General features: G+C 36.2%; 22 protein-coding genes. 21 read left to right on the forward strand and 1 reads right to left on the reverse strand.

Going from position 1 to position 26,892, the window contains the following annotated elements; translation table 11 throughout:
- The first annotated feature begins 10 nt into the window (after positions 1-10).
- The 17 genes from BW946_RS16770 to BW946_RS16850 all read left to right on the forward strand — a co-directional run bounded on the left by BW946_RS16770 (position 11) and on the right by BW946_RS16850 (position 20,475).
- Positions 11-1,435, forward strand: a complete 1,425-nt coding sequence (locus BW946_RS16770; RefSeq protein WP_076597257.1) for a RagB/SusD family nutrient uptake outer membrane protein — start codon at positions 11-13, stop codon at positions 1,433-1,435.
- A 76-nt stretch (positions 1,436-1,511) separates the two neighbouring features.
- Positions 1,512-2,903: a glucoamylase family protein gene (locus BW946_RS16775; RefSeq protein WP_076597258.1), complete on the forward strand. Its 1,392-nt coding sequence runs from the start codon at positions 1,512-1,514 to the stop codon at positions 2,901-2,903.
- 40 nt (positions 2,904-2,943) lie between these two features.
- Positions 2,944-3,660, forward strand: a complete 717-nt coding sequence (locus BW946_RS16780; RefSeq protein WP_076597259.1) for a carboxylesterase family protein — start codon at positions 2,944-2,946, stop codon at positions 3,658-3,660.
- Positions 3,661-3,725: 65 nt separating this feature from the next.
- Complete coding sequence (gene bglX / locus BW946_RS16785; RefSeq protein ID WP_076597260.1) at positions 3,726-6,053, forward strand: beta-glucosidase BglX; 2,328 nt, start codon at positions 3,726-3,728, stop codon at positions 6,051-6,053.
- Positions 6,054-6,142: 89 nt separating this feature from the next.
- On the forward strand, positions 6,143-6,541 hold the full coding sequence (locus tag BW946_RS16790; RefSeq protein ID WP_076597261.1) for a hypothetical protein: 399 nt from the start codon (positions 6,143-6,145) through the stop codon (positions 6,539-6,541).
- A gap of 117 nt (positions 6,542-6,658) precedes the next feature.
- Positions 6,659-7,069: a hypothetical protein gene (locus BW946_RS16795; protein ID WP_076597262.1), complete on the forward strand. Its 411-nt coding sequence runs from the start codon at positions 6,659-6,661 to the stop codon at positions 7,067-7,069.
- A 423-nt stretch (positions 7,070-7,492) separates the two neighbouring features.
- Positions 7,493-7,636 (forward strand): bacteriocin-like protein, encoded by a 144-nt coding sequence (locus BW946_RS21475; protein ID WP_170872095.1) that lies wholly within the window; start codon positions 7,493-7,495, stop codon positions 7,634-7,636.
- Between the two features lie 377 nt (positions 7,637-8,013).
- Entirely contained in the window at positions 8,014-9,441 is a 1,428-nt protein-coding gene (gene purB, locus BW946_RS16805; protein ID WP_076597264.1) for an adenylosuccinate lyase, read from the forward strand.
- 43 nt (positions 9,442-9,484) lie between these two features.
- Complete coding sequence (locus BW946_RS16810) at positions 9,485-10,507, forward strand: hypothetical protein (RefSeq protein ID WP_076597265.1); 1,023 nt, start codon at positions 9,485-9,487, stop codon at positions 10,505-10,507.
- Positions 10,508-10,530: 23 nt separating this feature from the next.
- Complete coding sequence (locus BW946_RS16815; protein ID WP_076597266.1) at positions 10,531-11,502, forward strand: WG repeat-containing protein; 972 nt, start codon at positions 10,531-10,533, stop codon at positions 11,500-11,502.
- Positions 11,503-11,519: 17 nt separating this feature from the next.
- Positions 11,520-12,947: a serine hydrolase gene (locus BW946_RS16820; RefSeq protein WP_083688902.1), complete on the forward strand. Its 1,428-nt coding sequence runs from the start codon at positions 11,520-11,522 to the stop codon at positions 12,945-12,947.
- Between the two features lie 211 nt (positions 12,948-13,158).
- Entirely contained in the window at positions 13,159-14,160 is a 1,002-nt protein-coding gene (locus tag BW946_RS16825; protein ID WP_228402630.1) for a PDDEXK nuclease domain-containing protein, read from the forward strand.
- A 26-nt stretch (positions 14,161-14,186) separates the two neighbouring features.
- On the forward strand, positions 14,187-17,882 hold the full coding sequence (locus BW946_RS16830) for a phosphoribosylformylglycinamidine synthase (protein WP_076597269.1): 3,696 nt from the start codon (positions 14,187-14,189) through the stop codon (positions 17,880-17,882).
- Positions 17,863-18,276, forward strand: a complete 414-nt coding sequence (locus BW946_RS16835; protein ID WP_083688903.1) for a barstar family protein — start codon at positions 17,863-17,865, stop codon at positions 18,274-18,276. Before BW946_RS16830 ends, BW946_RS16835 begins: the two co-directional genes overlap by 20 nt.
- 444 nt (positions 18,277-18,720) lie before the next feature.
- Positions 18,721-19,350 (forward strand): SGNH/GDSL hydrolase family protein, encoded by a 630-nt coding sequence (locus BW946_RS16840; protein WP_083688904.1) that lies wholly within the window; start codon positions 18,721-18,723, stop codon positions 19,348-19,350.
- Positions 19,350-19,682 (forward strand): gamma-glutamylcyclotransferase family protein, encoded by a 333-nt coding sequence (locus BW946_RS16845; protein WP_076597270.1) that lies wholly within the window; start codon positions 19,350-19,352, stop codon positions 19,680-19,682. The genes BW946_RS16840 and BW946_RS16845 overlap by 1 nt, the downstream gene beginning before the upstream one ends.
- Positions 19,683-20,016: 334 nt before the next feature.
- Positions 20,017-20,475 carry a GyrI-like domain-containing protein gene (locus BW946_RS16850; protein WP_076597271.1) on the forward strand — a complete coding sequence of 153 codons (459 nt, stop codon included), beginning with the start codon at positions 20,017-20,019 and terminating at the stop codon, positions 20,473-20,475.
- A gap of 141 nt (positions 20,476-20,616) precedes the next feature.
- Here BW946_RS16850 and BW946_RS16855 read toward each other — a convergent pair whose 3' ends face one another.
- On the reverse strand, positions 20,617-20,973 hold the full coding sequence (locus tag BW946_RS16855) for a diacylglycerol kinase family protein (RefSeq protein ID WP_076597272.1): 357 nt from the start codon (positions 20,971-20,973) through the stop codon (positions 20,617-20,619).
- A gap of 184 nt (positions 20,974-21,157) precedes the next feature.
- Here BW946_RS16855 and dnaN point away from each other — a divergent pair, with 184 nt between their 5' ends.
- The 4 genes from dnaN to pheT all read left to right on the forward strand — a co-directional run bounded on the left by dnaN (position 21,158) and on the right by pheT (position 26,758).
- Positions 21,158-22,288 carry a DNA polymerase III subunit beta gene (gene dnaN / locus BW946_RS16860; protein WP_034699704.1) on the forward strand — a complete coding sequence of 377 codons (1,131 nt, stop codon included), beginning with the start codon at positions 21,158-21,160 and terminating at the stop codon, positions 22,286-22,288.
- Between the two features lie 349 nt (positions 22,289-22,637).
- On the forward strand, positions 22,638-23,468 hold the full coding sequence (locus BW946_RS16865) for an AraC family transcriptional regulator (protein WP_076597273.1): 831 nt from the start codon (positions 22,638-22,640) through the stop codon (positions 23,466-23,468).
- Positions 23,469-23,531: 63 nt separating this feature from the next.
- On the forward strand, positions 23,532-24,149 hold the full coding sequence (locus BW946_RS16870; protein ID WP_076597274.1) for a DUF417 family protein: 618 nt from the start codon (positions 23,532-23,534) through the stop codon (positions 24,147-24,149).
- A 206-nt stretch (positions 24,150-24,355) separates the two neighbouring features.
- A complete protein-coding gene (gene pheT, locus BW946_RS16875; protein WP_076597275.1) occupies positions 24,356-26,758 on the forward strand; it encodes a phenylalanine--tRNA ligase subunit beta in 2,403 nt (800 codons plus the stop codon).
- Positions 26,759-26,892: the final 134 nt, after the last annotated feature.

Here is a 26,892-nt window from a genome sequence, read left to right on the forward strand (position 1 = left end):
TAGAAAAGTAATGAAAAAAATATTTTTATCAATTGCAATGGTTTCTCTTTTAACCAGCTGCAATAACTATTTGGATATCAAAGAGGAAGGGGAAGTAGAAGCAACATCATTTTTCCAGACTCAGGATGATGCCATGCAGGCAACTAATGCTATTTATAACTTTTTAAGAAGCTGGGAAAATTCAGCATTTCCTTACCAGTTTATTTATGGTGTTCCGGCAGATGATGTTGTAAAAGGATCCAATCCGGGAGATGGGTCTTTTATCAATGTGTATGATAATTTTACATTTACGGTAAGTGATGATGGTGTAAGAAGTTATTGGATCGGTCAGTGGCAGGCAATAAACAGAGCGAATCAGGTTATTACTAACGTTCCAAAGATAAATATGGACTCCACGCTTAAAAACAGACTTGTTGCAGAAGCAAAAATGTTGAGAGCCTATTTTTATTTTAATTTGGTAAGAATTTATGGTGGTGTGCCAATATTTGATGGAGTACAGACCAATTACAATATCCCAAGGAATTCTGTAACCGAGGTTTACAATTTTATTATATCTGATCTTACCAGTGCTGCAGAAATTCTCCCTCAAGCTTATCCAGCTACAGATCTGGGAAGAGTTACTAAGGGAGCTGCATTAGGACTATTGTCGAAAGTTTATCTTTACAAGAAAGACTGGCAAAAGGCTTATGATACTTCAAATCAGTTGATAGGAATGGGATATGATCTAGATCCTGATTTCAATCATGTATTCAGAATCGCCGGAGAGTTTGGAAAAGAATCTGTATTTGAAGTTAACTGTGATTGTGCGCCTCAGCTTAATCCAAATGCGGGAAGTCAGTATGCAGAAGTTCAGGGGGTAAGAAACCAATTCGGATGGGGATTCTTTACACCTTCTCAGGCATTGGAAAACGCATTTGAACCTGGTGATATAAGAAAAGAACTTACCATTCTTAGAAATGGAGAAACTACGCCCGAAGGTGATTTGATTGCAATGGGAGATCCAAATTCTGTAACCACATTTAACCAAAAAGTATATCTTCCTAAAGCTTTAAACAATAGCGCTTGTGCTTACGGATCAAAACAAAATATCAGAATTTTAAGATTTGCAGAAATTCTTTTAATCAATGCAGAAGCAGCTAACGAACTGGGTAATACTGCTACAGCCACAGCTAATCTTAACAAGGTAAGAACAAGAGCTCAATTGGCAGGAACTACAGCTACAACACAGACTGCACTTAGAAAAGCAATCTGGCATGAGCGTAGAGTAGAGCTTGCTATGGAAGGTGATCGTTTCGTAGACCTTGTAAGAACTGGCGAGGCAGCTGCCGTACTTGCTCCTTACGGATTCAAAGCAGGGAAGAATGAGTTATTCCCAATTCCTTTGGATGCAATGAACCAAAGTAACGGAGCTTTTGTCCAAAATCCAGGCTATTAAAAATAAACCATAAACATTAGAGGAGAATGAAAGTTCTCCTCTTCTTTTAGTAAGAAACCCTATAAAAAGAGATCTCATGAAAAGGAACGTATTATCGATAGCTATCACTTCTTTATTTTTTGTGTATTCCTGTAAAAATGCTCCAATGGCCAAACAGGAAGGTGGAAAAACTGAAGCCGTAAAAAGCAATGTCACGGATGAACAATTGATGGACAGAGTACAGAAAGATGTTTTAAAGTATTTCTGGGATTACGCAGAACCTAACTCCATGTTGGGAAGAGAACGCTACCATGAAGACAATATTTATCCGGATAATGATAAGCACGTGATCACTACTGGAGGCTCAGGATTTGGGCTGGCAACTATTCTGGTAGGAGTAGAAAGAGGATTTGTTCCGAGAAAAGAAGCGGTAAAAAGACTTACACATATCATGGATTTCCTGGCTAAGGCAGACCGGCACAAAGGAGCCTGGTCACATTGGATCAATGGGGAAACCGGAAAAACAGTTCCTTTCGGGAAAAAAGATAATGGCGGTGATCTTGTAGAAACCGCATTCCTTACTTCAGGAATACTGATGATCCGTGAATACTTTAAAAACGGAAATGCAGAAGAAAAAGCCCTTGCTGCAAAATGTGATGGGTTATGGAAAGGAATCCAATGGAACTGGTATACCAAAGGAGGTGAGAAAGTCCTTTACTGGCACTGGTCACCGGATTACCAGTGGGAAATGAATTTTCCTCTTGAAGGATATAATGAATGTCTGATCACTTATATTTTAGCCGCATCTTCACCTACTTATTCCATTGATGCCGAAACCTATTATAAAGGGTGGACCAGAAATGGAACTTACCTTACAGATAAAACAAAATACGGATTACCTCTGTATGTAAAACACAACTATGCCGAGGAATACGGCGGCCCGCTTTTCTGGGCACAATATTCATATATCGGGCTTGATCCGACAGGATTATCGGATAAGTTGGTGAAAAACTATATTGATATCAATAAAAATCAAACCCTTATCGACTATAAATACTGTGTTGAAAATCCCAAGCAGTGGAAAGGTTACGGACCCAACTATTGGGGATTGACTGCCGGTTACACAAGAAATGAGGATGGAAGCACAGGATATACCGCTCATATGCCTGGCAATGATAATGGAGTAATTACTCCTACAGCTGCATTGAGCAGTTTCCCATACACACCAAAAGAATCAACGGCTTTTCTGAGATTTATATATACTCAAAAACCTGAATTCATAGGTTCTGCAGGTCCTTATGATGCTACCTCTGTCAATTATAACAATTGGTTTACCCCAAGATATCTGGCAATAGATCAGGGAACTATAGCTCCTATGATTGAAAATTACAGATCAGGATTTCTTTGGAAGTTATTTATGAATGCCCCGGAAATTCAGCAGGGATTAAAAAAACTAAGCTTCCAGTCAGCCAAATACGGAATAAAATAATTCAATAGGAACAGGCTTTAATCAAAACTTAAATAACAATATGAAACTAAAACTGAAACATATCCCTCTTTTACTGCTGCCGTTTTCATTACAACTGAATGCGCAGGAAATAAAAGCGGAACTCAATAAAGAAATTAAAAGACAGGAGAAAATGTCTTATATTCTGGATTACCCTTTAAATACAAAAGGAAATGTACCATTAATAGTTTTCCTTCATGGCTCAGGAGAACGGGGAACTAATCTGGATATGGTAAAAGCACACAGTCCGTTTACCTATAAAAATCTGATCAAAGAACCTGTAGCCATTCTGGCACCTCAATGTCCGCAAGGAACATGGTGGGATACGGTTACCGTATATAATCTGATCAAAGAAATTCAGAAAAAATATACAATTGATGCTTCCCGCATTTATCTTACAGGACTTTCTATGGGAGGCTGGGGAACTTTGAAACTGGCCATGGAACATCCGGAAATGTTTGCTGCAGTAGCTTCAGTCTGTGCGCCGACAGATCAGGTAATGACCGCCAATATTCATCAGTTTAAAGATTTGAATATGAAAATATTTCATGGCGGAATGGATGATATCGTACTGCCTGCCAATGCTTTTAATTTTTATCAGAAGCTGCATCCTGTAAACCCTACGGCAGAACTGGTTATCTTCCCGAATGATAATCATAACTCATGGGATTCTACCTATTCCAATCCTGCTTTGTATGAATGGATGCTCTCAAAAAAGAAAAGTAATGACACCCAATGATTGAAAAGTAAAACCATCAAATTAAAGCAAAAAATATAAAAACAATAATTTAAGAAGATAGATTTATGAAAAAGTTAATTGTAATCGCCACCTTAGCATTGGCTCCTGTATTTTCCGCTCAGGAAATGATAACGAAGCCCGTTCAGTCTTATCAGACAGCTCAGTATCAGGCTAAAAAGAAAGCATTTGTGGATAATCTTTTATCTAAAATGACATTGGATGAAAAAATTGGCCAGATGAACCTTCCCACTTCCGGAGATTTCACTACAGGACAGGCACAGAGTTCTGATATTGGAAAAAAAGTAGAGCAGGGATTAGTAGGCGGATTATTCAATATAAAAGGAGCAGATAAAATAAAAGCTGTTCAGAAAGTAGCTGTAGAAAAAAGCCGTCTGAAAATTCCTATGATTTTCGGGATGGATGTGATCCACGGCTATGAAACTACTTTCCCGATTCCATTAGGATTGGCTGCGTCATGGGATATGAATCTTATCCAGCAGTCTGCAAGAGTAGCAGCCAGAGAAGCAGCTTCGGACGGAATCAACTGGACATTCTCTCCCATGGTGGATATTTCCCGCGAACCAAGATGGGGAAGAGTATCAGAAGGTTCTGGTGAAGATCCTTATTTGGGAAGTGAAATTTCTAAAAACATGGTGTATGGTTATCAGGGGAAAGACCTTGCTAACGGAACCAATATCTTAGCCTGCGTAAAACACTTTGCATTATACGGAGCCGGAGAAGCAGGAAGAGATTATAATACGGTTGACATGAGCCATGTAAGAATGTTTAATGAGTATTTTCCTCCTTACAAAGCAGCAGTGGATGCCGGTGTTGCTTCAGTAATGGCTTCTTTCAATGAAGTGGATGGAGTACCGGCAACAGGAAACAGATGGCTTCAGACGGAAGTATTAAGAAATCTATGGAAATTCAAAGGCTTCGTCGTAACAGACTATACCGGTATCAATGAAATGGTAGACCATGGTATGGGAGATCTTCAGCAGGTTTCTGCCTTGGCTTTAAAAGCCGGAGTTGATATGGATATGGTGGGAGAAGGTTTTTTAACAACTCTAAAAAAATCTCTTGAAGAAGGAAAAGTGACACAGGCTGAAATTGATATGGCGGCAAGAAGAATTCTTGAAGCAAAATATGATCTAGGCTTATTTGATAATCCATACAAACACGGAGATGCAAAATTGGCAGCAAAGGAAGTCTATAATATGGAAAACCGTAATATAGCAAGAAGTGCAGCGGCTCAATCCATGGTGTTATTAAAAAATGACAATCAGGTATTGCCTTTAAAGAAATCAGGAACAGTTGCTGTAATTGGCCCATTGGTAAATAATTCAATGAATATGGCCGGAACATGGAGTGTTGCTACAAAACATGCTGCCTCAGTTTCTTTGATGCAGGGATTGCAGGCAAACTATGGAAAGGAAGTTAAGTTTTTATCAGCAAAAGGAGCCAATATAGATGATGATGCCAAGTTAGAAGAAATTTATGCAGCTCACGGTAAAAAAACAGACAGAGATAACCGTTCCAAAGAAGAATTGCTAAGAGAAGCTGTGGATGTTGCCGGCAAAGCAGATGTGATTGTCCTGGCTATCGGAGAATCTGCAGAAATGAGCGGAGAATCTTCTTCCAGAACGGAAATTACCATTCCTCAGTCTCAGGTTGATTTATTAAATGAATTAAAGAAAACCGGAAAACCGATTGCAATGGTTCTTTTCACAGGCCGTCCTTTAGCATTAACCAATGTAAAAGATACTCCGGATTCTATCTTGAATGCCTGGTTTGCAGGATCTGAAGCAGGAAATGCCATTGCAGATGTTCTGTTCGGAAAAGTAAACCCGTCCGGAAAACTTCCGATGACTTTCCCAAGAAGCCTAGGGCAGGTGCCAATCTATTATAATGCTAAAAATACAGGTCGTCCGCTAAGTCAGGACAAAGTAGACAAATGTACTTATGAAAGATTCCGCTCCAACTATATGGATGAATGTAATACACCATTATATGCTTTCGGGTACGGATTGAGCTATACGAAATTCAATTACTCCGATATGGCGGTTTCCGCTAATACCGCGAAAGGAAATCAGACCGTTCAAGCATCAGTTACAGTAACGAATACAGGAAACTATGACGGCGCTGAAGTGGTTCAGCTGTATATCAGAGATAGGGTAGGAAGTATCACAAGACCGGTTAAAGAATTGAAAGGCTTCCAGAAAATATTTTTGAAGAAAGGAGAATCTAAAAAAGTAACTTTTGATATCACTCCTGAAAACCTGAAGTTTTACAACGGAGATTTGAAATACGACTGGGAATCAGGTGAATTCGATATCATGATCGGAACAAGTTCTGACAATGTACAGCATTCAAAGATTAACTGGACTAAGTAAGATCTGAAAAGTTCCTCCGGAGTTGTATATTTTCTATTCTTTGGCATGATTTTTAATAATAGATGTGTAATTATTATATACACATTGACATGAAAAAAACAATTTTATTAAGCACAATGTTCCTTGGTTCTTTAGTGTTTGCCCAAAAAGGAGCCATAAAAGGTGGTGACAAAGATGCACACGGATGTATTGGTTCAGCAGGGTATACTTATTCTCAGATTAAGAAAGACTGTATAAGAACTTTTGAACAAAAAATTAAGCTGACAGAAGTAGCTCCGAAAGACAGCTATACTTCAATAGCTGCAGTTATTTTCAGTAAAGACATGAAAAAAGCTGAGGTTTTTGTAAAAGATGCCGGTGAAAGAAGCATTATCCTTACCAGAACAGGAGGTAAAGCCAAAGTCTGGAAAAAGGATGGCTATGTATTGGTTCCTTACAAAAAGAACGGATATCAGCTTAAAAAAGATAATATCGTGATCTATCAATAAAATCCGATTTCAAAAAAGAAAAGCCATTCGCAAGAGTGGTTTTTTTTGTAACTTAGAAAATTAATTAATATCACATTTTGGGATATTTTAATCTATCAGAAAACAAAAATTTTACATATGAAAAAAATAATTTTATTTAGTACCTTGTTCCTTGGTTCATTCGTTTTTGCGCAAAAAAGTACTCCTGTTCTAGGAGGAGACAGAGATGTTCATGGTTGTATTGGTTCAGCAGGATATACTTATTCACAATTAAGAAATAATTGTATACAAACTTTCAATCAGAAAATAAAACTTAAAGAAGTAAATTCAGATAAAAGTTATACGACAATGACGGCAGTTATCTTTACTAAAAATCAGAAAAAGGCTGAAATTTTTATTCAGGATGGAAATGCAAAAAGTATCATTTTGGATAAAAAAGGAAAAGAAAAAGTATGGAAAAGCGGATCTCACATTAAAGACAGTTATGTCCTTACTCCTTATAAAAAAGGGTATCAAATCAAGAAAAATGATGTTGTCATCTATCAATAAGTTCAGACTTAAAAAGATATATAGCCACTCGGAAGAGTGGTTTTTTTGTGGTATAAATTTAATTAGATTTTAATATGACATGTTTTGTCACTTTAGGTAGATATTTTTGCATCATTATAGAATGAAAATATACAGAGAATTTACTTATAAATAGTGGGATTTACAGGATACCACTTTGAAGTGATTGTCGTGTCTTAAAAAGTATTAAACTCTTTCTAAATAGAGTTTTTTTACCTTCCTTATTTTAAGAAACTATATAAATATACAATAATGATTATTCGAAATAATAAACAAATTATCATTGTAAGTTGAATAAAACGAATAAGTTATGTTTTTGTTCCGAAAAAAATGTATATTGGATCTGCCAAATTAAAGCGTAATCCGAAAAGCATAAGAGTAGGAGAAAAATCAAAAAATGTTACTATGAAAAACTTAAGAGAAATTTCAAAAAGAGAATTGAAAACTGTTCAGGGAGGTATCCCGATGTGTCTGGCAGGGTACTTCTGGTGCTCATTGGAAAGAAAATGTATTCCGGTAGGATCGCCATGCGGACTTATTATCGACTAATTAATTAAAAATAGTATAAAACAGGCTGTCTCAGAAATGGAATAGCCTGTTTTATTTGCTCTCACCAATCTACTTAGCAATCAGGAGCGTTAAGAAAATTTCAAATCCGTTAAAAAATTTCCACTGTCTGAGCATGGGACTTATTCAGAACCGAAGCAGAACCGTATGATCCATGCGAGTTTGGAAATTTTAGGAGTACATTCAAATTTTTAGCGGATGATTCCCGTCTTGAACTTTTGTATACTTTTGCTTCAAGGCAAAAGTATAAATGAAAATCTTTTATTTGATTCAGAATAGGGTTGAAAAATCATAAAATCAGAATTTTTATCTCTCACTGAAAAACCGTATTTTTGTGCATCTAAAAAGTAAAAGAACGAATGAATTCCTACAAAAATCCATTGGAAGAGCGCTACTCCAGTGAAGAAATGTTATTTAACTTCTCACACAATAACAAATTCCAGAATTGGAGAAAGCTTTGGATAGCTCTTGCTGAAATCGAAAAAGACCTCGGACTTGATATTACAGACGAGCAGATCGCTGAGTTAAAAGCTAATGCTGAAAACATCGATTACGTAAAAGCTGCAGAGTACGAAAAAAAATTCCGTCATGATGTAATGGCTCACGTTCACGCTTATGGTGATGTGGCGCCTTCAGCAAAAGGAATTATCCACCTGGGAGCAACTTCGGCTTTTGTAGGAGACAATACAGACTTAATTCAAATCCGTGACGGACTTTTAATCTTGAAGAAAAAGTTGGTGAACGTGATGAAAAATCTTTCGGATTTTGCGATTCAATATAAAGACCTTCCCACTTTAGGATTCACTCACTTCCAGCCGGCTCAGTTAACAACAGTTGGAAAAAGAGCTACACTTTGGTTGCAGAGTTTGGTTCTTGACATCGAAGAATTGGATTTCTTCCTTGAAACCCTGCGTTTCAGAGGAGTAAAAGGAACTACAGGAACTGCTGCAAGTTTCCTTGAACTGTTCAACGGTGATTATTCTAAAGTAAAACATTTAGATAAAGAACTTTCAAAGAGATTCGGTTTCGAAAAAGTGTTCGGAGTTTCCGGACAGACTTACGATAGAAAAATCGATGCGAAAGTAGTTGCTTTATTAGGAAATATTGCACAATCTGCGCATAAATTCACAAACGATTTACGTCTACTTCAAAACCTTAAGGAAATTGAAGAACCATTCGAGAAAAACCAGATCGGTTCATCGGCGATGGCTTACAAGCGTAACCCAATGAGAAGTGAAAGAATCGGAGCATTGGCAAAATATGTAATGTCTCTTACAACGAGTTCTGCAATGGTAGCTTCTACACAATGGTTTGAAAGAACACTGGATGACTCTGCAAACAAGAGATTAACTATTCCTCAGGCATTTTTAGCGGTTGATGCTATTCTATTAATCTGGAACAACATCATGAACGGAATCGTTGTTTATCCAAACAGAATCAACAAGCACATTATGGAGGAACTTCCTTTCATGGCAACAGAATACATTATCATGGAAGAAGTAAAAGCTGGTGGTGACCGTCAGGAAATCCACGAAGTGATCAGAGTTCACTCGATGGAAGCTTCCAAGAAAGTGAAAGAAGAAGGAAAAGAAAACGACCTTATCGAAAGAATCTTAAACGATGATTCTTTAAAACTGGACAAATCAAAACTGAAAGAAGTTTTAGATCCTAAAAACTTTATTGGTTTCGCGCCGATCCAGACGGAGGAATTCATTAAAAATGAAGTGCAGCCGATTATAGACCAAAACAAAGATTTAATAGGATTGGAAGCTGATCTTAAAGTATAAAACAATATGCAGTCTTTTGGGCTGCATATTTTATTTAATTCGTATGAAGGTTTATCTGTTTTTTATTTTGCTTTTATTTCCTGTGATGATATTTTCTCAGGCTTTAAAGCCAAACAAAAAAATTAAATCAACAACAGATTTTGAACACCCAATTTCTGGAATTTATGCTCCGATTAATTTGGGGAATTTTTCCAGAACTGAATTATCTACAAATTCTAAAAATGATAGTGTTTTTGCAGCAGAATATGAAGACAGCAATAATAATCTATCTTTTAAATTTAAAATTCTTCCAGCTTTTCTTGATGAAGAAAGACTTTTACATCACTACTATAAAGATTTGCAAGAAAGAAAATATTCACCTAAAGAAAATCAAAAAATAAGTAAAGTGGTAACTATCAAAGAAGGGAAATTTAAACTTCATGGTATCAGTTCTTACTTTAGCCACCTTGATAGATTGATTAATCTAAGGGTTTATGATGCAGGATTTTGGGTTTTTATTTCAGAGGTTAGCCAAAAAGGCAATGATACTTTAGCTTTAGATAAAGTTCAGGATCAGTTTTTAACTAAAATACAACCTGCAAAAATAGTTGAAAAGAATCCATTAACAAGATATGCCAATATTCTATATGCCCCTGTTGCAGCTCAGGATAAATTATTGCTGAGAACAACAATGAGCAGTGCTACAAATAAAATGAAATGGATCTATGAAAATATTGATAAATATGAAAGAGCAGCAGGAATTCCCGGAGTTCTTTTAGATTTTAAAATTGCTGGAATTAATGGTTTTATCGACTATAAAACAGAGAAAAATCAAGATGTAATAGAAGGAAATAATCCGGCAACACGGTTGATTTCTTTCTTTACAAAACTTAGAAAAGATGGTTTTATAGATGAATATTTAATGGAGCAATATTATTATTTGTTACTTCCTCCAGAAAATCATCAGTTTGATTACACAGGGTATCAAAAATGGAAATTGGAGAATTCAATCGATTATGATACTTCTAAAAAGCTGTATCTTATTGTAAATTTGCGTAAGAAAACAGATCTTAGCAAAGACGAATAAATTACTTGTTGCAATAGATCAATATGAAAAAAATACTTTTAGCCATTTTATTAATGCCAATATTTTCTTTTTCCCAAGAAAAGGAGGTTTTAAAGTATTTTAAATCCAAAGATTCGTTGGTCGGGGTTAAAAATCAAGACGGGAAAATAATTGTTCCGGCACAGTTCAAAATCTTTTCATTCCTTAAAGACGGAGATCCTGTAGAAGGAGAAACCATTCTTTTTGATGGAAGTAAAGAAGGCGAAGAACCGGAGAAAAATGCATGGGGATATGTGTATGACAAAAATGGAAAATTTCTGTACCAGCCTTTCCTTTATGATAATGGAGCAGATTACTTCTCCGAAGGTTTAAGAAGATTGGTTAAAAATGGTAAAGTAGGATTTGCAGACCGAAACGGAAAGATAATTATTGAAGCTGAGCATGATTTTGTATTTCCTTTTAATTACGGATATGCCACCTTTTGTGACGGCTGCGGCTGGGAAAAAACAAATGACGAGCACAGATCTATTGTAGGCGGAAAATGGGGTGTAATGAATGTCAAAGGACAAACCATTCAGCCATTGTCAAAACCAACAGAGAAAGAGGTGGAAATAGACGGAAAATATTATCCGAACCCTTTTCAATACAATGAAAAAGAGAAGAATATCCTTCAGTTTTTTGAAAAGCAGAAGAAAAAGCTTTCAGATCTTCATTATGTAAATTTTTACAGCAAACTCTCTCAAAAAGAAAAAAATCTGTTTTTTGAAATTGTAGAAAGACCCAAAGAAAACTTCCCCTTTTATCAGGTAAATGCCTATGATTACAGGAAAAAAGAATTGGATATGCTTTATAGTTTCAAATTTCTGGTCTCAGAAGATGGAAAAACATTTTATGCAATAGGGGATTTTAATGAAAAGAAGATTCCTTTTGAAAACTGGTTAAAGGAAGAAATAGAAAGTGCAGAAGATTTTCAGAGGAAGCATAAGGATAACCCTAATAAATTTATAAACAAATAGCAGAACTTACTTAGCAGATGACAAAACATATAATAGTATTGATGTTGGCTTTGGGATTTGTGAAAAATTATGCACAAACAGATAAAGCAGTTTATTCATTCATAGATGCAGCTGCGAAGAAAGTTGCAGAAGAATCAAAAGCATACTCAGTTTCTGTCGGAATTATAAAAGATGGAAAAATCTATACCAGACACTTTGGAGAAATAGACAAAGGAAAAGGGAATAAAGCGGATGATAATACTTATTTTGCTATAGCTTCCATTACCAAACTTTTTACAGGGCAATTGCTGGCACAGGCAGTCCTGGATGGGAAAGTAAGCCTTGACGATGATATACGCAAGTATCTGAAAGAACCTTATCCCAACTTAGAATACAATGGTGTTCCCATAAAAGTCAGGAATGTAATTTCTTATGAAACCGCCTTACCTAGAAATCTCCCTATTGATGATGAGCTGAGAAAAAACATGACAGATGAAACGGCTTTTCTATACGAAAAGCTTAATGACGGATATACAAAAGAAGACTTTAAAAAAGACCTGGCTGCTGTAAAATTAGATGCACAACCAGGTACAAAATATAAATACAGCAATACAAGTCTGGAATTAACCGGTCTTATGCTGGAAAATATTTACGGAAAGAGCTATGAAACCCTTTTGAAAGAAAATATCTTTTCAAAAACCGGAATGAACCATACTAAACTGGAGCTTGATAAAAATGAAGTTCAGGCTAATGGATATCATGATAATTATCGTTTAATGCCCGTTTCACGAAGCCTTCTGTGGGGTTCAGGGGGTTCGAAAACCGAATCTACAATGGGTGATATGGTGAAGTTTTTAAAAGAAGAACTCGATTTACAAAACAAAACCGTACAGGAATCTCAAAGAAATATTGAAAATAGTAAAGAAGCTTGGTATGGATATTTTTGGGACAGATATTGCATTACCGAACATGGTAAAAGAGGCTTTAAGCATGGTGGATCTTATGGGATAAATAGCCTGTTTACAGTGTTTCCAGAATTGAATATTGGAGTATGCATCATTGTAAACATTAATGGACCTGAAACATTTTCCGCACTTTATAATGGTACAACAAGTTTAGTAGCTGATCTTGTCTCCACTTCAGATAAAAAGCAGGTGTATGGATATTCCATAAAGAAGGATAAAATCGTTTTTTCTTACGCACATCCGAAAAATATGAATGGAAACCTTATCAATACCATGACTGTAGCAGGAAGTTTCAATAACTGGGATCCAGAAAATAAAGAATATCAGATGATAAAGAAGGGTAAAAACCTTTATGAACTGGAAGTTCCTGTCTCTCGATTTGAAAAAGGAAAGTCCTATTCCTTTAAATTTGTACTGAATAAAGAAGAATGGATTGGAGCTTCTAAAAACGCATCCAATAATGACGGTACCAAAGATAATAATCTGACATTGGTATTATAGGAAAAAGATAGAAGAAAAAGAAAGTAAAAGAGTAAATTTGTACTCAATAATATAGAGTGGATGATAACACTCAAACAGAGGATCTGTACAGAATGCAACAATCTGATAGGGATACTCTGAACTCAGAAAGTAAAAAGAAAAATAAATCTAATATTAAAAATCTGATATTTAATTTTTAATGATGTTACAGAATCAAAATCATCAACAATTAATGACCGATCTTAAGGAGCTGGTAGACAAGACAAGAAGTCAGGTTGCAGCTCAGGTAAACTCGGCAATGGTGGTTTTATACTGGGAAATAGGGAAAAGAATAAATGAAGATGTTTTAGATAATAAGAGAGCAAAGTATGGCAAAGAAGTTATTGTACAGATCTCTCAACAACTTACGTTAGAATTTGGAAATTCATTTTCCGAGAAAAATATCCGAAAAATGATGCAGTTTGCGTCTGTTTTTAATGATTTTAATATTGTCGCATCAGCGATGCGACAATTATCGTGGACTCACTTCCTGCTTCTCATTCCTATTTCACAAGATACTAAAAGAAATTTTTATCTTGAAGTTTGTAAAATTGAAAATTGGAGTGTCAGAGTCTTGAGAGAAAAAATCAATTCTCTGCTTTTTGAACGAACAGCAATAAGCAAAAAGCCTGAGGAAATAATAGATAAAGAATTGAAAAACTGGTCTGAAAAGAATATTTTAAATCCTGATTTAGTTTTTAAAGACCCCTATTTTCTTGATTTTTTAGAATTGAAAGATACCTTTTCTGAAAAAGATTTGGAAGAAGCCATTATCGTGGAACTTCAAAAATTCATTTCTGAGTTGGGAAGTGATTTTGCATTTCTTTCAAGACAGAAAAGAATCACAATAGATAATAGAGATTACTACCTGGATTTACTTTTCTATCATAGGAAACTAAAATCTTTAGTTGTTATCGAGCTAAAATTAGGTGAATTTGAAGCCAGTCATAAAGGTCAGATGGAGCTTTATCTCTCATATCTTAATAAATATGAAAAAGTAGAAGGGGAGAACTCTCCCATTGGTTTAATCCTTTGTTCAGGAAAAAATTCCGAACATATAGAACTCATGAATCTGGAAGGGGATAATATAAAAGTAGCAGAATATTTACTTATCTTACCTTCTGAAAAAGTTTTGCTTGAAAAATTGCATCGTTCAATAGAGATAGCAAGAAATAAATTTGAAAATAAAAAATAAATCTAATATTAAAAATCTGACATCTAATGTCTAATAACAAAAGAATTTTCGTAGAAAAAAGAGGAATTTTCGATGTTGAAAGTCCAAAAATTTTTGATGAAGTAAAAGCGGTTGTTCCAGCAGTTCAAAGCGTGAAAGTATACAACGTATACGATATTTTCAACCTGAATGACGGAGAATTTGAAAAAGTGGTGAATAACACTTTCGTAGACCCTGTTACTGATATTTTACACACAGAAAACCCTGCAAAAGCTATTCATTTCGGAATGGAATTTTTACCGGGACAGTATGATCAGAGAGCAGACTCTGCTCAACAGTGTATCGCTTTGCTGACAGAAAATGAAAAATCAAAAGTAAGAAGTGGAAAATTAATCGAATTTGAAGGCGTTTCCGAAGCGGATTTGATTAAAATCAAAGACCTTCTGATCAACAAAGTGGAATCTCAGGAAAAAGACTTATCCGTTCTGGATATTCCTGCAGAAGAAGCACCGTCAAAAGTAATCATCCATGAAAATTTCATCAATTTTAATGATGCTGAACTTGAAAACTTCTATAACAAGCATGGTTTTGCATTAGGATTGGATGACCTGAAATTCATTCAGGAATACTTCAAAACTGAAGAAAGAAATCCTACGGAAACAGAATTAAAAGTATTAGACACGTATTGGAGCGACCACTGTCGTCACACCACTTTCGAAACACAGTTGTCAGACATTCAGTTTGAAGGTCAGTTCAAACAAACATTGGAAACCATTTTCAATGATTATATCGAAAAAAGAAAATTCTTAGGCCGTGAGCTGAAGCCCATTTCATTAATGGACCTTGCAACAGTATGCGGTAAATATTTCCATAAGACAGGAAACCTGGATAATCTTGTTATCTCAGACGAGATCAATGCATGTACCATCCAGATTGAAGCAGAATACGACGGTAAAAAAGAACCTTGGTATTTACTATTCAAAAACGAAACGCATAATCACCCAACAGAAATTGAACCTTTCGGAGGGGCTTCTACTTGTTTGGGAGGTGCTATCAGAGACCCATTATCCGGAAGATCTTTCGTTTTCCAGGCGATGAGATTAACAGGTGCTGCAGACGTTTTAGAATCTGTTGACAAAACTTTACCAGGAAAATTACCTCAGAAAACCATTACAAAACAGGCTGCCAACGGATATTCATCTTACGGTAACCAGATCGGTCTTGCCACTACAATGGTTTCCGAAATCTATGACGAAGGCTACAAAGCCAAAAGAATGGAAGTAGGTTTCGTTACCGGGGCTGTTCCTGTAGATTGGGTAAGACGTGAGAAGCCTGCCAACGGTGATTCAATCATCATTCTAGGAGGTGCAACAGGTCGTGACGGAGTAGGAGGAGCAAGCGGAAGTTCAAAAGAACAGGACGAGACTTCAATCCACACCATGAGTTCTGAAGTTCAGAAAGGAAATGCGGTAGAAGAACGTAAAATTCAGAGACTATTCAGAAATCCTGAAGTAACGAAGCTGATCAAAAAATCAAACGACTTCGGAGCAGGAGGAGTTTCCGTGGCAATCGGAGAGATTGCAGACTCTTTAGAAGTGAACCTTGATGTATTACCATTAAAATATGAAGGATTAAACGGAACCGAGCTGGCTATTTCTGAATCTCAGGAAAGAATGGCGGTGGTAGTAGATCCTCAGGATAAAGAAAAATTCATCAGATTCTGTGAAGCTGAAAACATTGTTGCCGTAGAAGTAGCAAAAGTGACAGATTCAGGAAGAATGCAGATGTTCTGGAAAGGAGACAAAATTGTAGACCTTTCAAGAGCTTTCTTAGATACCAACGGATGTTCAAAATCTCAGGAAGTGAAGATCACTCACCTTGAAGAAGTCAAAGAAGAAACAAAAGCTTTCACCGCAGAAAACTTCCTGAACATCTTAAAAGATAAAAACGTAGCTTCCCAGAAAGGACTGCTTGAAATGTTCGACTCTTCAATTGGAGCAACAACAGTAGCAATGCCTTTAGGTGGAAAATATCAGCAAACCTTAATGGAAGGAAGTGTGCAGACACTACCAGTTTTAGGAGCAAAAGACATTAAAACCGTTTCTCTGGCGAGCTGGGGATTCGATGCTGAAATCTCAAAACAAAACTCATTATTGGGAGCATCTTACGCTGTTGTAGAAAGTGTGGCGAAGATTGTAGCCATGGGAGGTGATTATAAAAACATCAGACTTAGCTTCCAGGAATACTTTGAGAAACTAGGACAAAATCCTGAAAAATGGGGCAAACCTTTAGCTTCACTTTTAGGAGCTTATGATGCACAGATCAACCTTGGATTAGCTGCTATCGGTGGTAAAGATTCAATGAGTGGAACATATCAGGACCTGAATGTTCCGCCAACTCTGATTTCTTTTGCATGTGCTAACGGAGATAAAGAAAATATCATTTCTCCTGAACTGAAAAGCGCAGGAAACAAACTGTATTTCTTCAATCATATCGCTCAGGAAAGCGGGCTTCCAGATTATAGTGCTTTAAAAGAAATCTTTGAATTCATTTTCGAAAACATCAAAGCAGGAAAAATTGTTTCTGTGAAAACAGTGAAAGAAGGAGGTCTTGCAGTTGCTTTAGCCAAAATGAGCTTCGGAAACAGATTAGGAGCAGAGATCAATGCTGATGAAAATGCATTATTAGCGAAAAATATCGGAAGCTTAGTTATCGAGGCGAAAGAAGAATTAAGCGCAGCTGCCCTTCAGTTGATCGGAGAAGTAAAAGACTCAGGAACCTTGAAAATTAACGGTATTGAATCAAACATTACAGATCTTGTAGCGGCCAATACTAATACATTTGAAAATCTTTTCCCGACTGTAGAAAAAGAAAAGATCACGGTTGAAATTGATGCAAAATACAACTCGGTCAACCCAAGAAATATCATCATTAAAAAACACGGAATCGCACAGCCGAAAGTGTTTGCTCCGGTATTCCCGGGAACCAACTGTGAATATGACACGCTGAATGCATTCCAGAAAGAAGGCGCTGTAGTAAGCAGTCTGCCTTTAATCAATATCAATCACCAGTTACTCGATGAAAGCATTGATGCATGGGTGGAAGAGATCAGAACATCTCAGATCCTTGCATTCTCAGGAGGCTTCTCTGCGGGCGATGAGCCGGATGGTTCTGCAAAATTCATTGTAAACGTTCTGAAAAACGAAAAAATGAAAAATGCAGTACACGAATTATTAGATAGAGACGGGATGATCATTGGGATATGTAACGGATTCCAGGCTTTGGTTAAATCTGGATTATTACCTTACGGAAGAATCAAGGATTTGGATGAAAACTCTCCAACATTAGCTCACAATGCCATCAGAAGACACATTTCTCAGATGGTTACTGTAAAGGTAGTGAACGATGAAAGTCCATGGTTAAAAGGAATGAAAGGTCAGACTTACACCATTCCGATCTCTCACGGAGAAGGACGTTTCATGGCTTCAGAAGAAGAAATCAGGAAATTGTATGAAAACGGGCAGATTGCAACACAGTACATCGACTTCGATGGAAACATTGCTCACGGAATGCCGTTCAACCCGAACAATTCATTATTCGGAATTGAAGGAGTGACCAGCCCATGTGGAAAGATCTACGGAAGGATGGGACACCCGGAACGTTTTGCTGAAGGTCTCATGAAGAATATACCAACCGCGAATTATCACAACATATTCAAAAACGGTGTTGAATACTTCAAATAACAATACAAGAAAAATGATCGTCATCCATGGCGGTCATTTTTCGTCTTTAGGAGGTTTCTACGAAGAAGCTTCCCGCGTGCTGATGAAGGATTTGGATTGGAAAGTAGGAACGTTGGATGGTTTTGATGACATCCTTTACGGAGGTTTCGGAGTATTTGAAAACAAAGAAGAAATTGAAATCATCTGGAAAGAATCACAGAAGTCAAAAGAAGACTTAGGCTTTAAGGCTACCCGTGAATTCTATGAAAATAAAATCAGACAGGGAAAACCTTTCAACATAGAATTGATTCAGCGGAAATTAGACGAATTGATTGAAGGAAAAGGAAAAACGCTTTTTGAAATCCTGATTGAAATTATAAAATCACATACCAATATTATACTGAGACTGGAATGATGAGTAATGATTAATGAGTGGAAATTTTGTAGCGTTGACATTTCCAGCTAGTTTCATCAAATCAACTTGTTGATTCCTTCTTTGCTTACTTTGGTCAATATGCTAACAATAAGATCTTTGCGTCAAAAAAACAGAAAATATTATTAACCATTAAGAATAATAAAGATTGTAAGGTGAGTTAAGATTCATCTAGGATGAATAAATAAATAATAACTTCAGCTGTTACCTTAATAATTCTTCATTTTTTACAAAACCTTAATGGTTCAAATCACTTAATTCAACAAGGATATAAATACGTCTATTGCTGAGTGAAACGCCCTTGCGAACGAAAAAATTAATATAATACTTTGCGCCTTTTGTGTTAAAAACTTACAATTTGAAAGATATTAATATAATTTTTCTCACTATTTTTACTTTAACAAAAAAGGAAACAATAGAAGTTGAATGAAGAAAATTATGTACGGGCTGTTCTTTGGTGACAGCATTACTTACGGAGAATATGACGGAGTTTTTGGCGGTTGGGTAGATATTCTGAAAAGATATGCCCTGCAGAAATTTCATGAAGGAAACGGAGATGAACTCATCCTGTTCAATCTAGGAATAGGAGGAGAAACCACAGAAGGATTACTGAAAAGAATCCCTCACGAATTAAAAGCAAGAAATTCAGCAGATGGAAATATTGTTTTTCTAAGTTACGGAGCCAATGATCTTGCGGTAAAAGATGGAGTACAGATCGTAGATCCTGAAAAATTTAAAAAAAATATTAAAGAAGCTGTAGCACATGCCAGACACTTTTCCAATGAGATTTATCTGGTAAGCATTCTCCCTTTCTCTCAAAAGATAGATGGAGTAGTAGTAAGTTCCGGGAAAAAGAGAATCAATGAAGATGTAGTGCTTTATAATCAGATGCTGAAAGATATTGCAGTTGAAGATTCGCTGACCTATATTGATTTCTATTCCGCTTTTCTGGATGATAAAGAAATTCTGCTTTCTACAGACGGTGTACATCCCAACGAAAAAGGCTATGGAATGATGGCCGAAATCGCAATCCCAATCATTGAAAAATATTTATAATGCCTCATTTATTTTCTTACGGAACCCTGCAGAAAGAGCAGGTTCAAATGGAAACCTTCGGAAGACTTTTACAAGGTGAAAAAGACACTTTATCAGGCTACAAATTAAGTATGCTTGAAATTACAGATCCTGAAGTACTTCGGAAAAGCGGTCAGCAATACCATCCCGTACTTGAATTTTCAGGAAATGATAATGATGAGGTAGAAGGAATGCTTTTTGAGGTGACAGAAGAAGAAATCCTTCAGGCTGATGAATACGAAGTGGATGATTACAAAAGAATCGAAACCGTTTTTAAATCTGGAAAAAAAGGGTTTATCTATGTCGGGAAATAGTCATTGCAAGCAACGCGAAGTAATCTCAAATAAGAGTTAGAACTATGATTCAAATGATTTTATCAGGGATATAATTCCAACGGTCTCTTTGTCATTCCGAGCAAAGCAAGGAATCTAAGCTTGAATGTTCTCTCGCAGATCTCGCAAATGGAATACTTTTAGACTTAATAGGTGCTTTTCTACTGATATGACAAATTTAATATTCAATAGAAGTGGGCTTTAGCCCACTTATCCTATAAAAATAAATTCACTGGCTTCAGCCCAAACTTAAAAAACTGCTGACATACCCTTGTCACAACCTGTTTTTATCTTTGTCCTAACAAAAAATCAAGAAATGAATAACGTAAAAGTGGCACCTTTTAAGGTCATCGGAATTTCAGTAAGAACAACCAATGAAAATGGACAGGCAGGAAAAGATATTCCGCTTCTATGGGAGAAAATGATCAGCGGGAATATTGTCAATTCCATTCCAAATAAAATAGACAATACCATTTATTCTATCTACACGGATTACGAAAAAGACCACACAAAGCCTTATACAACAGTACTCGGATGTAAAGTAGAAAATCTTAACTATATTCCGGAAGGAATGACGGGTTATTCTTTTGATGGCGGAGATTATCTGAAATTTACTACAAAAGGAGATCTTTCAAAAGACCTGGTAATTCATGAATGGTTAAAAATCTGGAATATGGACTTGGACAGGATATTTACTGCCGATTTTGAAGTCTACGGAGAAAAAGCACAGAATCCGTCAGACGCAGAAATTGATATTTTCATCGCTGTGAAATAAAAGATGAAAAAATATCTCTAATCTTCACAAATTTAGAACCGAAGGACTAAACATTCCCCTCCTCCGGAGGGGTGTCAACAATTCAAAGAATTTTTGACGGGGTGGTCTAAAACTTCCAGCTCCCAGCTTCTTTCTTCCGGCTCAGCTAAAAAAATATTTCCAGTACACCAGAATCCCAACACTCACAGAAGCAATAGCCGTAAGCACTACAGCTCCGGCTGCAATGTCTTTAATAAAGCCAATTCTTTTGTCGAAATCAGGTTGAACGATATCACAGATCTTTTCAATAGCAGTATTGAAAATTTCAGCACTTAGGACAGCAAATGAGGCCATAAGAACCAATGCTGCATCTGTATAACTTAAATCGAAATAAAAAATAAAGAAAAGGTTAATGAAGAATATCAGAAGCTCAATCTGGAAATTTCTTTCCGTCTTTATCATCATGAAAACACCCCGGAAAGCATTGAGAAAACTTTTATGGATAGGAGGTTTTTGCATGGTTTTGAACTTTTCAGGCAAAGATAGGCTTTGTATTTTGATAAAAAAATGAATCTCTGAAGAAATACAGGCATAATGTCAAGGCTCAAAACAAATTAAGGATCTTTGTGAAAAACTCCTCCATATTATTCTTTTCTTTGTTGTATCTATTTATTATATTTGTAGAAACTTATTTTATAAATCTATGAAATTTATTATTTCAAGTGGTGAACTGCAGAAGGCTTTGCAAACTGTAAGTGGCGTAATATCAAGCTCTCAATCGAGACCGATTTTAGAAAACTATCTTTTTGAATTAGACGGAAATAATGTTACCATTACAGCATCTGACGGCGAGACAACTCTTGTTACTTCTCTGGAAGTAAAGTCTGATGATACAGGTAAATTTGCTGTTCCTGCTAAAATTTTTCAGGATTTTATCAAGACATATGGTGAACAGCCTCTCACATTTGTTGTAAAAGACAATGCCGAAGGTACTGGAAGCCAGCTTGAGATTTTAGATGAAAAAGATAATTTCGCAGTAGCATTAGACAATGCTGATGACTATCCTGAATTGCCGGAATTCGACGCTTCACAAAGTGTAACGATGCCGGCAGGAGTTTTGTCTGAAGCGTTGACAAATACTTTATTTGCTACCAGTAACGACTCTCTTCGTCCGGTAATGACAGGAGTTCTTTTCCAGTTTGGAGAAAACGAAACCAATTTCGTTTCTACAGACTCCCACAGATTGGTGGTGTACAAAAGAGCAGACCTTATGAATGCTGAGCCGATGGAGTTTATCATGCCTAAGAAACCTCTGAACATTTTCAAAAATATCCTGGCAAGTTCCAATGAAGACGTAACCATAGACTTCAATGAGAATATGGCTAAATTTACTTTTGGCAAGCATATCTGGATCTGCAGACTGATTGATGGTAAATATCCAAACTATACAGCGGTAATTCCAAAAGAAAATCCAAATGTATTGACCATCAACAGAAACCTGTTGCTGGGAGCAATCAAAAGAGCGTCTATCATGTCTAACAAATCTACCAACCAGGTAAGATTCAAGCTTTCCGGAAATATTCTTCACCTTCATGCAGAAGATACTGAATATGCAAACAAAGCTGACATGCAGATTCCTTGCGACTACAACGGAGAAGATATCAACATCGGATTCAGTTCAAAATTCTTAACTGAAATGCTGACGATTTTAGGATCTGACGATATCACCATGAAAATGTCCCAGCCTAACAGACCAGGGATCATTGAACCTCTTGATGGTCTTGAAGAAAACGAAAACATCTTAATGTTATCAATGCCGGTCATCGGATTGTAATATTAGCATAACAAATAATAGAAAGCCGGAATTTTCCGGCTTTTTTTGTAGGGTCTAATCGACTTAGGAATTAGGAGCGTTAAGAAAATTTAAATGTAATCCGCCAAAAAATTTCCATTGTCTGAGCATGGGATATACTATTGAACCGAAGAAGAACCAGACGATCCATGCGAGTTTGGAAATTTTAGGAGTACATTCAAATTTTTAGCGGATGATTCCCGTCTTGAACTTTTGTATATTTTTGCTTCAAGGCAAAAGTATAATAAGAGAAAGGCGTATTCAAAAGAATATTAAATAAATAGTGTTATTTGTGAATCATTAGCGTCATTAGTGTTTAAATCAACTCCTCATGGAAATAAAAATACAGCTTTATCACACTTCAGATTTTCCCTCAGAATTCACTACAGAAAACTACAGTGTAATTCTGTGGAAAGGGTCTGGTGTTTTCTCTGTAGATGCTATTAATTATTCTTACGGCGGATATAATATTCTGTTTCTTTCTCCTTATCAGAAGTTGAAACTGGCTGCTGAATCGGAGGAAAACATCCATATACTTTTCTTTCATGGGGATTATTATTGTATAGAGTATCATAAGGAAGAAGTAGCATGCAACGGGCTTCTCTTCAATAATATTTATCTGAATCCAGGCGTTGAGCTGTCAGAAGAAAACTTCAATTATATTCTTGAGCTTTTTAATCATATTCAAAAAGAAGAATCTGAAAAACATCCATTTTCGGAATCTATTATCAAGACCTATATCCAGCTAATTCTTGCTATTGGCAGCAAACAGAAAATCAGTATCGAAAATACCTTGGTTTCTAGCGAAAAGCTTCCCAATAAAAATGCTGCAGAATTTCAGAAACTGCTGGAATCCCATTTTAAAGCGGAAAAAGAACTGTCATTTTACAGTGACAAACTGAACATCACCAATAATACTTTGAGCAAAGCTGTAAAAAAAGAATTTTCCAAAACACCCACACAGCTTATCAACGAAAGAATTATCCTGGAGTCAAAAAAGTTGCTGCATTTAACTTACAGATCTGTAAAGGAAATTGCCTCTGAGTTGGGATTTGCAGATGAATTCTACTTCAGCAGGTATTTCAAAAAAGCGGTAGGGTGTTCTCCAAAAAATTACAGAGAGAAAGTAGGAATCTCTGTTGTCGCAAAAATGTCCATGTAATATCCTGAAATGTCTATGTTGACGCTGTAACCATGTGAATACCTTTGATGGAAAATAAATCACATGAAAAACAACATAATTTACCCGCAACTCTTACAATTGGATGCTTACTTTTTAAATTTTCTCAGAATTTCAATTTTCATCGTTATGGTCTGGATTGGAGGCCTGAAGGCATTTCATTACGAAGCCGACGGAATTGTACCTTTCGTAGCCAATAGTCCACTGATGAGTTTTTTCTACAAAAATGCAGGTAATAAAGTTATTAATGCAGATAAAAAATGGGTTGCAGAATACACTTTGTATAAAAATCCGGAAGGAAAAGTGGTTCAGAAAAATATTGACTGGCATCAGGAAAACGGAACCTATGCCTTTTCTTACGGTTTAGGGACAATGATCGTTGTAATAGGAGCTATGGTGCTACTGGGAATTTGGTTTCCTAAAATTGGAGCTTTGGGTGGAGTATTAACATTTTTAATGTCATTGGTTACGTTGTCGTTTCTGATCACTACCCCTGAAGTTTATGTCCCCAATCTGGGCGGAGATGGAGTAACACCTCAGTCTGGTTTTCCATATCTGTCAGGAGCAGGACGTTTGGTTTTGAAAGATATTATCATGATGGCCGGAGGGTTGGTATTATTTTCAGACAGCCTGAAGAAGGTAGTAAGACCGTTGAGGCAGTAGATTCCCGAATCAGCAGCTGAAAGATTAACGAAAATTTATTATCTTAAAATCGCTTCTAAATTTCTCTATTTCTCAAAAAAACACGACATTTGTAGCTCGAAAAATCATACCGGAATAAGGCGTGGAATTTCAAATAAAAGTTTCAAAATAGAACAGATGAAATCTTAAAACTCATCTGACGAATTAAATAAGAGATAGATTAACAAATGAAAATATCAAACAACTGGCTGAAGGACTTTGTAAAAACGGAATCAAAAACTGAAAGAATCGGTGAATTCCTTACAGATATAGGTCTTGAGGTTGAAGGGATAGATAAATTTGAAAGTGTAAGAGGCAGCCTGGAAGGAATTATTATAGGTAAAGTTTTAACTTGCGAAAAACATCCTAATGCTGACAAACTGAAGAAGACAACTGTAGACGTAGGAAACGGAAAGGTGCTGAACATTGTTTGCGGTGCTCCTAATGTAGAAGCTGGGCAAACTGTTCCGGTAGCTGTTGTCGGAACTAAAATCTATGACAAAACAGGAAACTTTTTTGAAATTAAAGAAGCCAAAATCAGAGGAGAGGTTTCCCAGGGAATGATTTGTGCAGAAGATGAACTTGGTCTTAGTGATGATCATGGAGGTATCATGGTACTGGATGAAACCCAATATGAAGTAGGGAAAAACTTTGCTGACTATTTTGAACTTACCAATGATGAGGTTTTTGAAATCGGGTTAACGCCGAACAGAACAGATGCTATGTCTCACTACGGTGTTGCCAGAGATTTACATGCCTACCTTTCTACAAACCAATTGAAGTCGCAATTTAATAAAGTAGCTTCTGAAGCTTTGAATAACGAGGGAACTCACGATTTTAAACTGGAAATTGAAGATGCAGAATTGTGTCCAAGATATATCGGAGCTGTGATTGAAGATGTAAAAGTTGCAGAATCACCATCGTGGTTAAAAGACAGATTGAAAGCGATCGGATTAAGCCCGATCAATAACGTTGTAGATATTACCAACTATATTCTTCACGGGTACGGACAGCCGCTTCACGCATTTGATGCAGATAAAATTGCAGATAAGAAAGTGAAAGTAGGTGTAGTAAAACCCGGAACGAAATTTACGACTTTAGATGGTGTTGAAAGAACATTGAATGGTTCTGAAATCATGATCAAAGACGGTAAAGATAAACCAATGTGTATTGCCGGAGTATTCGGAGGTGAGAACTCAGGAGTATCAGAAACAACGACAACAATATTCCTTGAAAGTGCTTATTTCAACCCGATTGCTGTAAGAAAAGGAGCTAAAGCGCACAGCCTGAATACAGATGCTTCTTTCAGATTTGAAAGAGGTGTAGACCCGAACCTTACAAGAACGGCCATCACTCATGCTATCAAAATGATTCAGGAAATTGCTGAGGGAAAATTAGTAGGTGAATTACTAGAAGAATATCCTAAGAAAATAGAAGACAACTATGTGATCATCAGATTCTCTAAAATTGAACAGATTTTAGGAACAAAAATTCACAGAGAGAAAGTAAAAGAAATCTTAAAAGCATTGGAAATTCAGGTTTTAAATGAAATTCCAAACGGTTTTGAAATCTCTGTTCCTGCTTACAGAGCAGATGTAACAAGAGAAATTGATGTGATTGAAGAGATCTTAAGAATCTACGGATACAATAAAATTGATGCTCCACAGAAGTTTTCATTTACGCCGGTTAAACTGAGTACTAACGATCAGGATGAGCTGGAAAACAGCTGGGCAAGAACTTTACAGGGGCTTGGTTTCAATGAAGTGATGAACAACTCATTAACTTCTGTAAGGGATGAAACAGATGCTGTAAAGCTATTGAATCCTTTAAGCGGTGATCTGGCATTCATGAGAAAGTCTTTATTAGAAGGACTTCTTCAGAATACAGTATACAATATCAACAGAAAGAATCAGGATATCAAGTTCTTCGAATCAGGAAAAATTTATCACAAAAAAGATAAATACGAAGAAAGAAAACAATTAGCTTTATTGGTTTCAGGAAGAGATGTTGCCGAAAACTGGCTTCAGCCAAAATCTGCGGTAAGCTTCTATAATCTTAAAGCCTATGTAAAAGTTTTACTGGAAAGACTTGCTGTGGATTATAAAGAAGTTGCTTTGTCTGATGAAAGATTCTCTGATGCACTGGCATATGAAGTTGACGGTAAAGCATTGGTGAGAATTGGAAAAGTATCTCCGGCCTTATTAAAAGACTTTGATATTGATCAGGAATGTTTCTATGCAGAGATTGAACTGGAATATGCTCAGGAACTTCGTTCTAAAAATCAATTAAAATTCAAAGACATTCCGAAATTCAACAAAATCAGAAGAGATCTGGCTTTACTGATTGATAAAACGGTAAACTATCAGGATTTATATCAGACGGCTAAGAAGAACAAATCTCCATTCATTAAGAATATTAACCTGTTCGATGTATATGAAGGTAAAAATCTTCCTGAAGGTAAGAAGTCTTATGCGATGAGTTTTGAGCTGTTAAATGAAGAGAAAACTCTTGAAGAAAAAGAGATTACAGAAGTAATGGATTCTCTGATTAAAGCTTTCCAGAAAGAATTCAACGCAGAGTTGAGATCTTAATACTTGAAAATACATTTTATTAATAATAGAAACGGACTTTTTTAAGTCCGTTTTTTTGTTTTATTGAGTTGTTGTCAGGCTTGGGCTAAAGCCATTGGTCTGTTTGTGTTTTAAACAAACGGGCTGAAGCCCGT

This window comes from Chryseobacterium sp. RU33C, assembly GCF_900156015.1.
Classification (GTDB): domain Bacteria; phylum Bacteroidota; class Bacteroidia; order Flavobacteriales; family Weeksellaceae; genus Chryseobacterium; species Chryseobacterium candidae.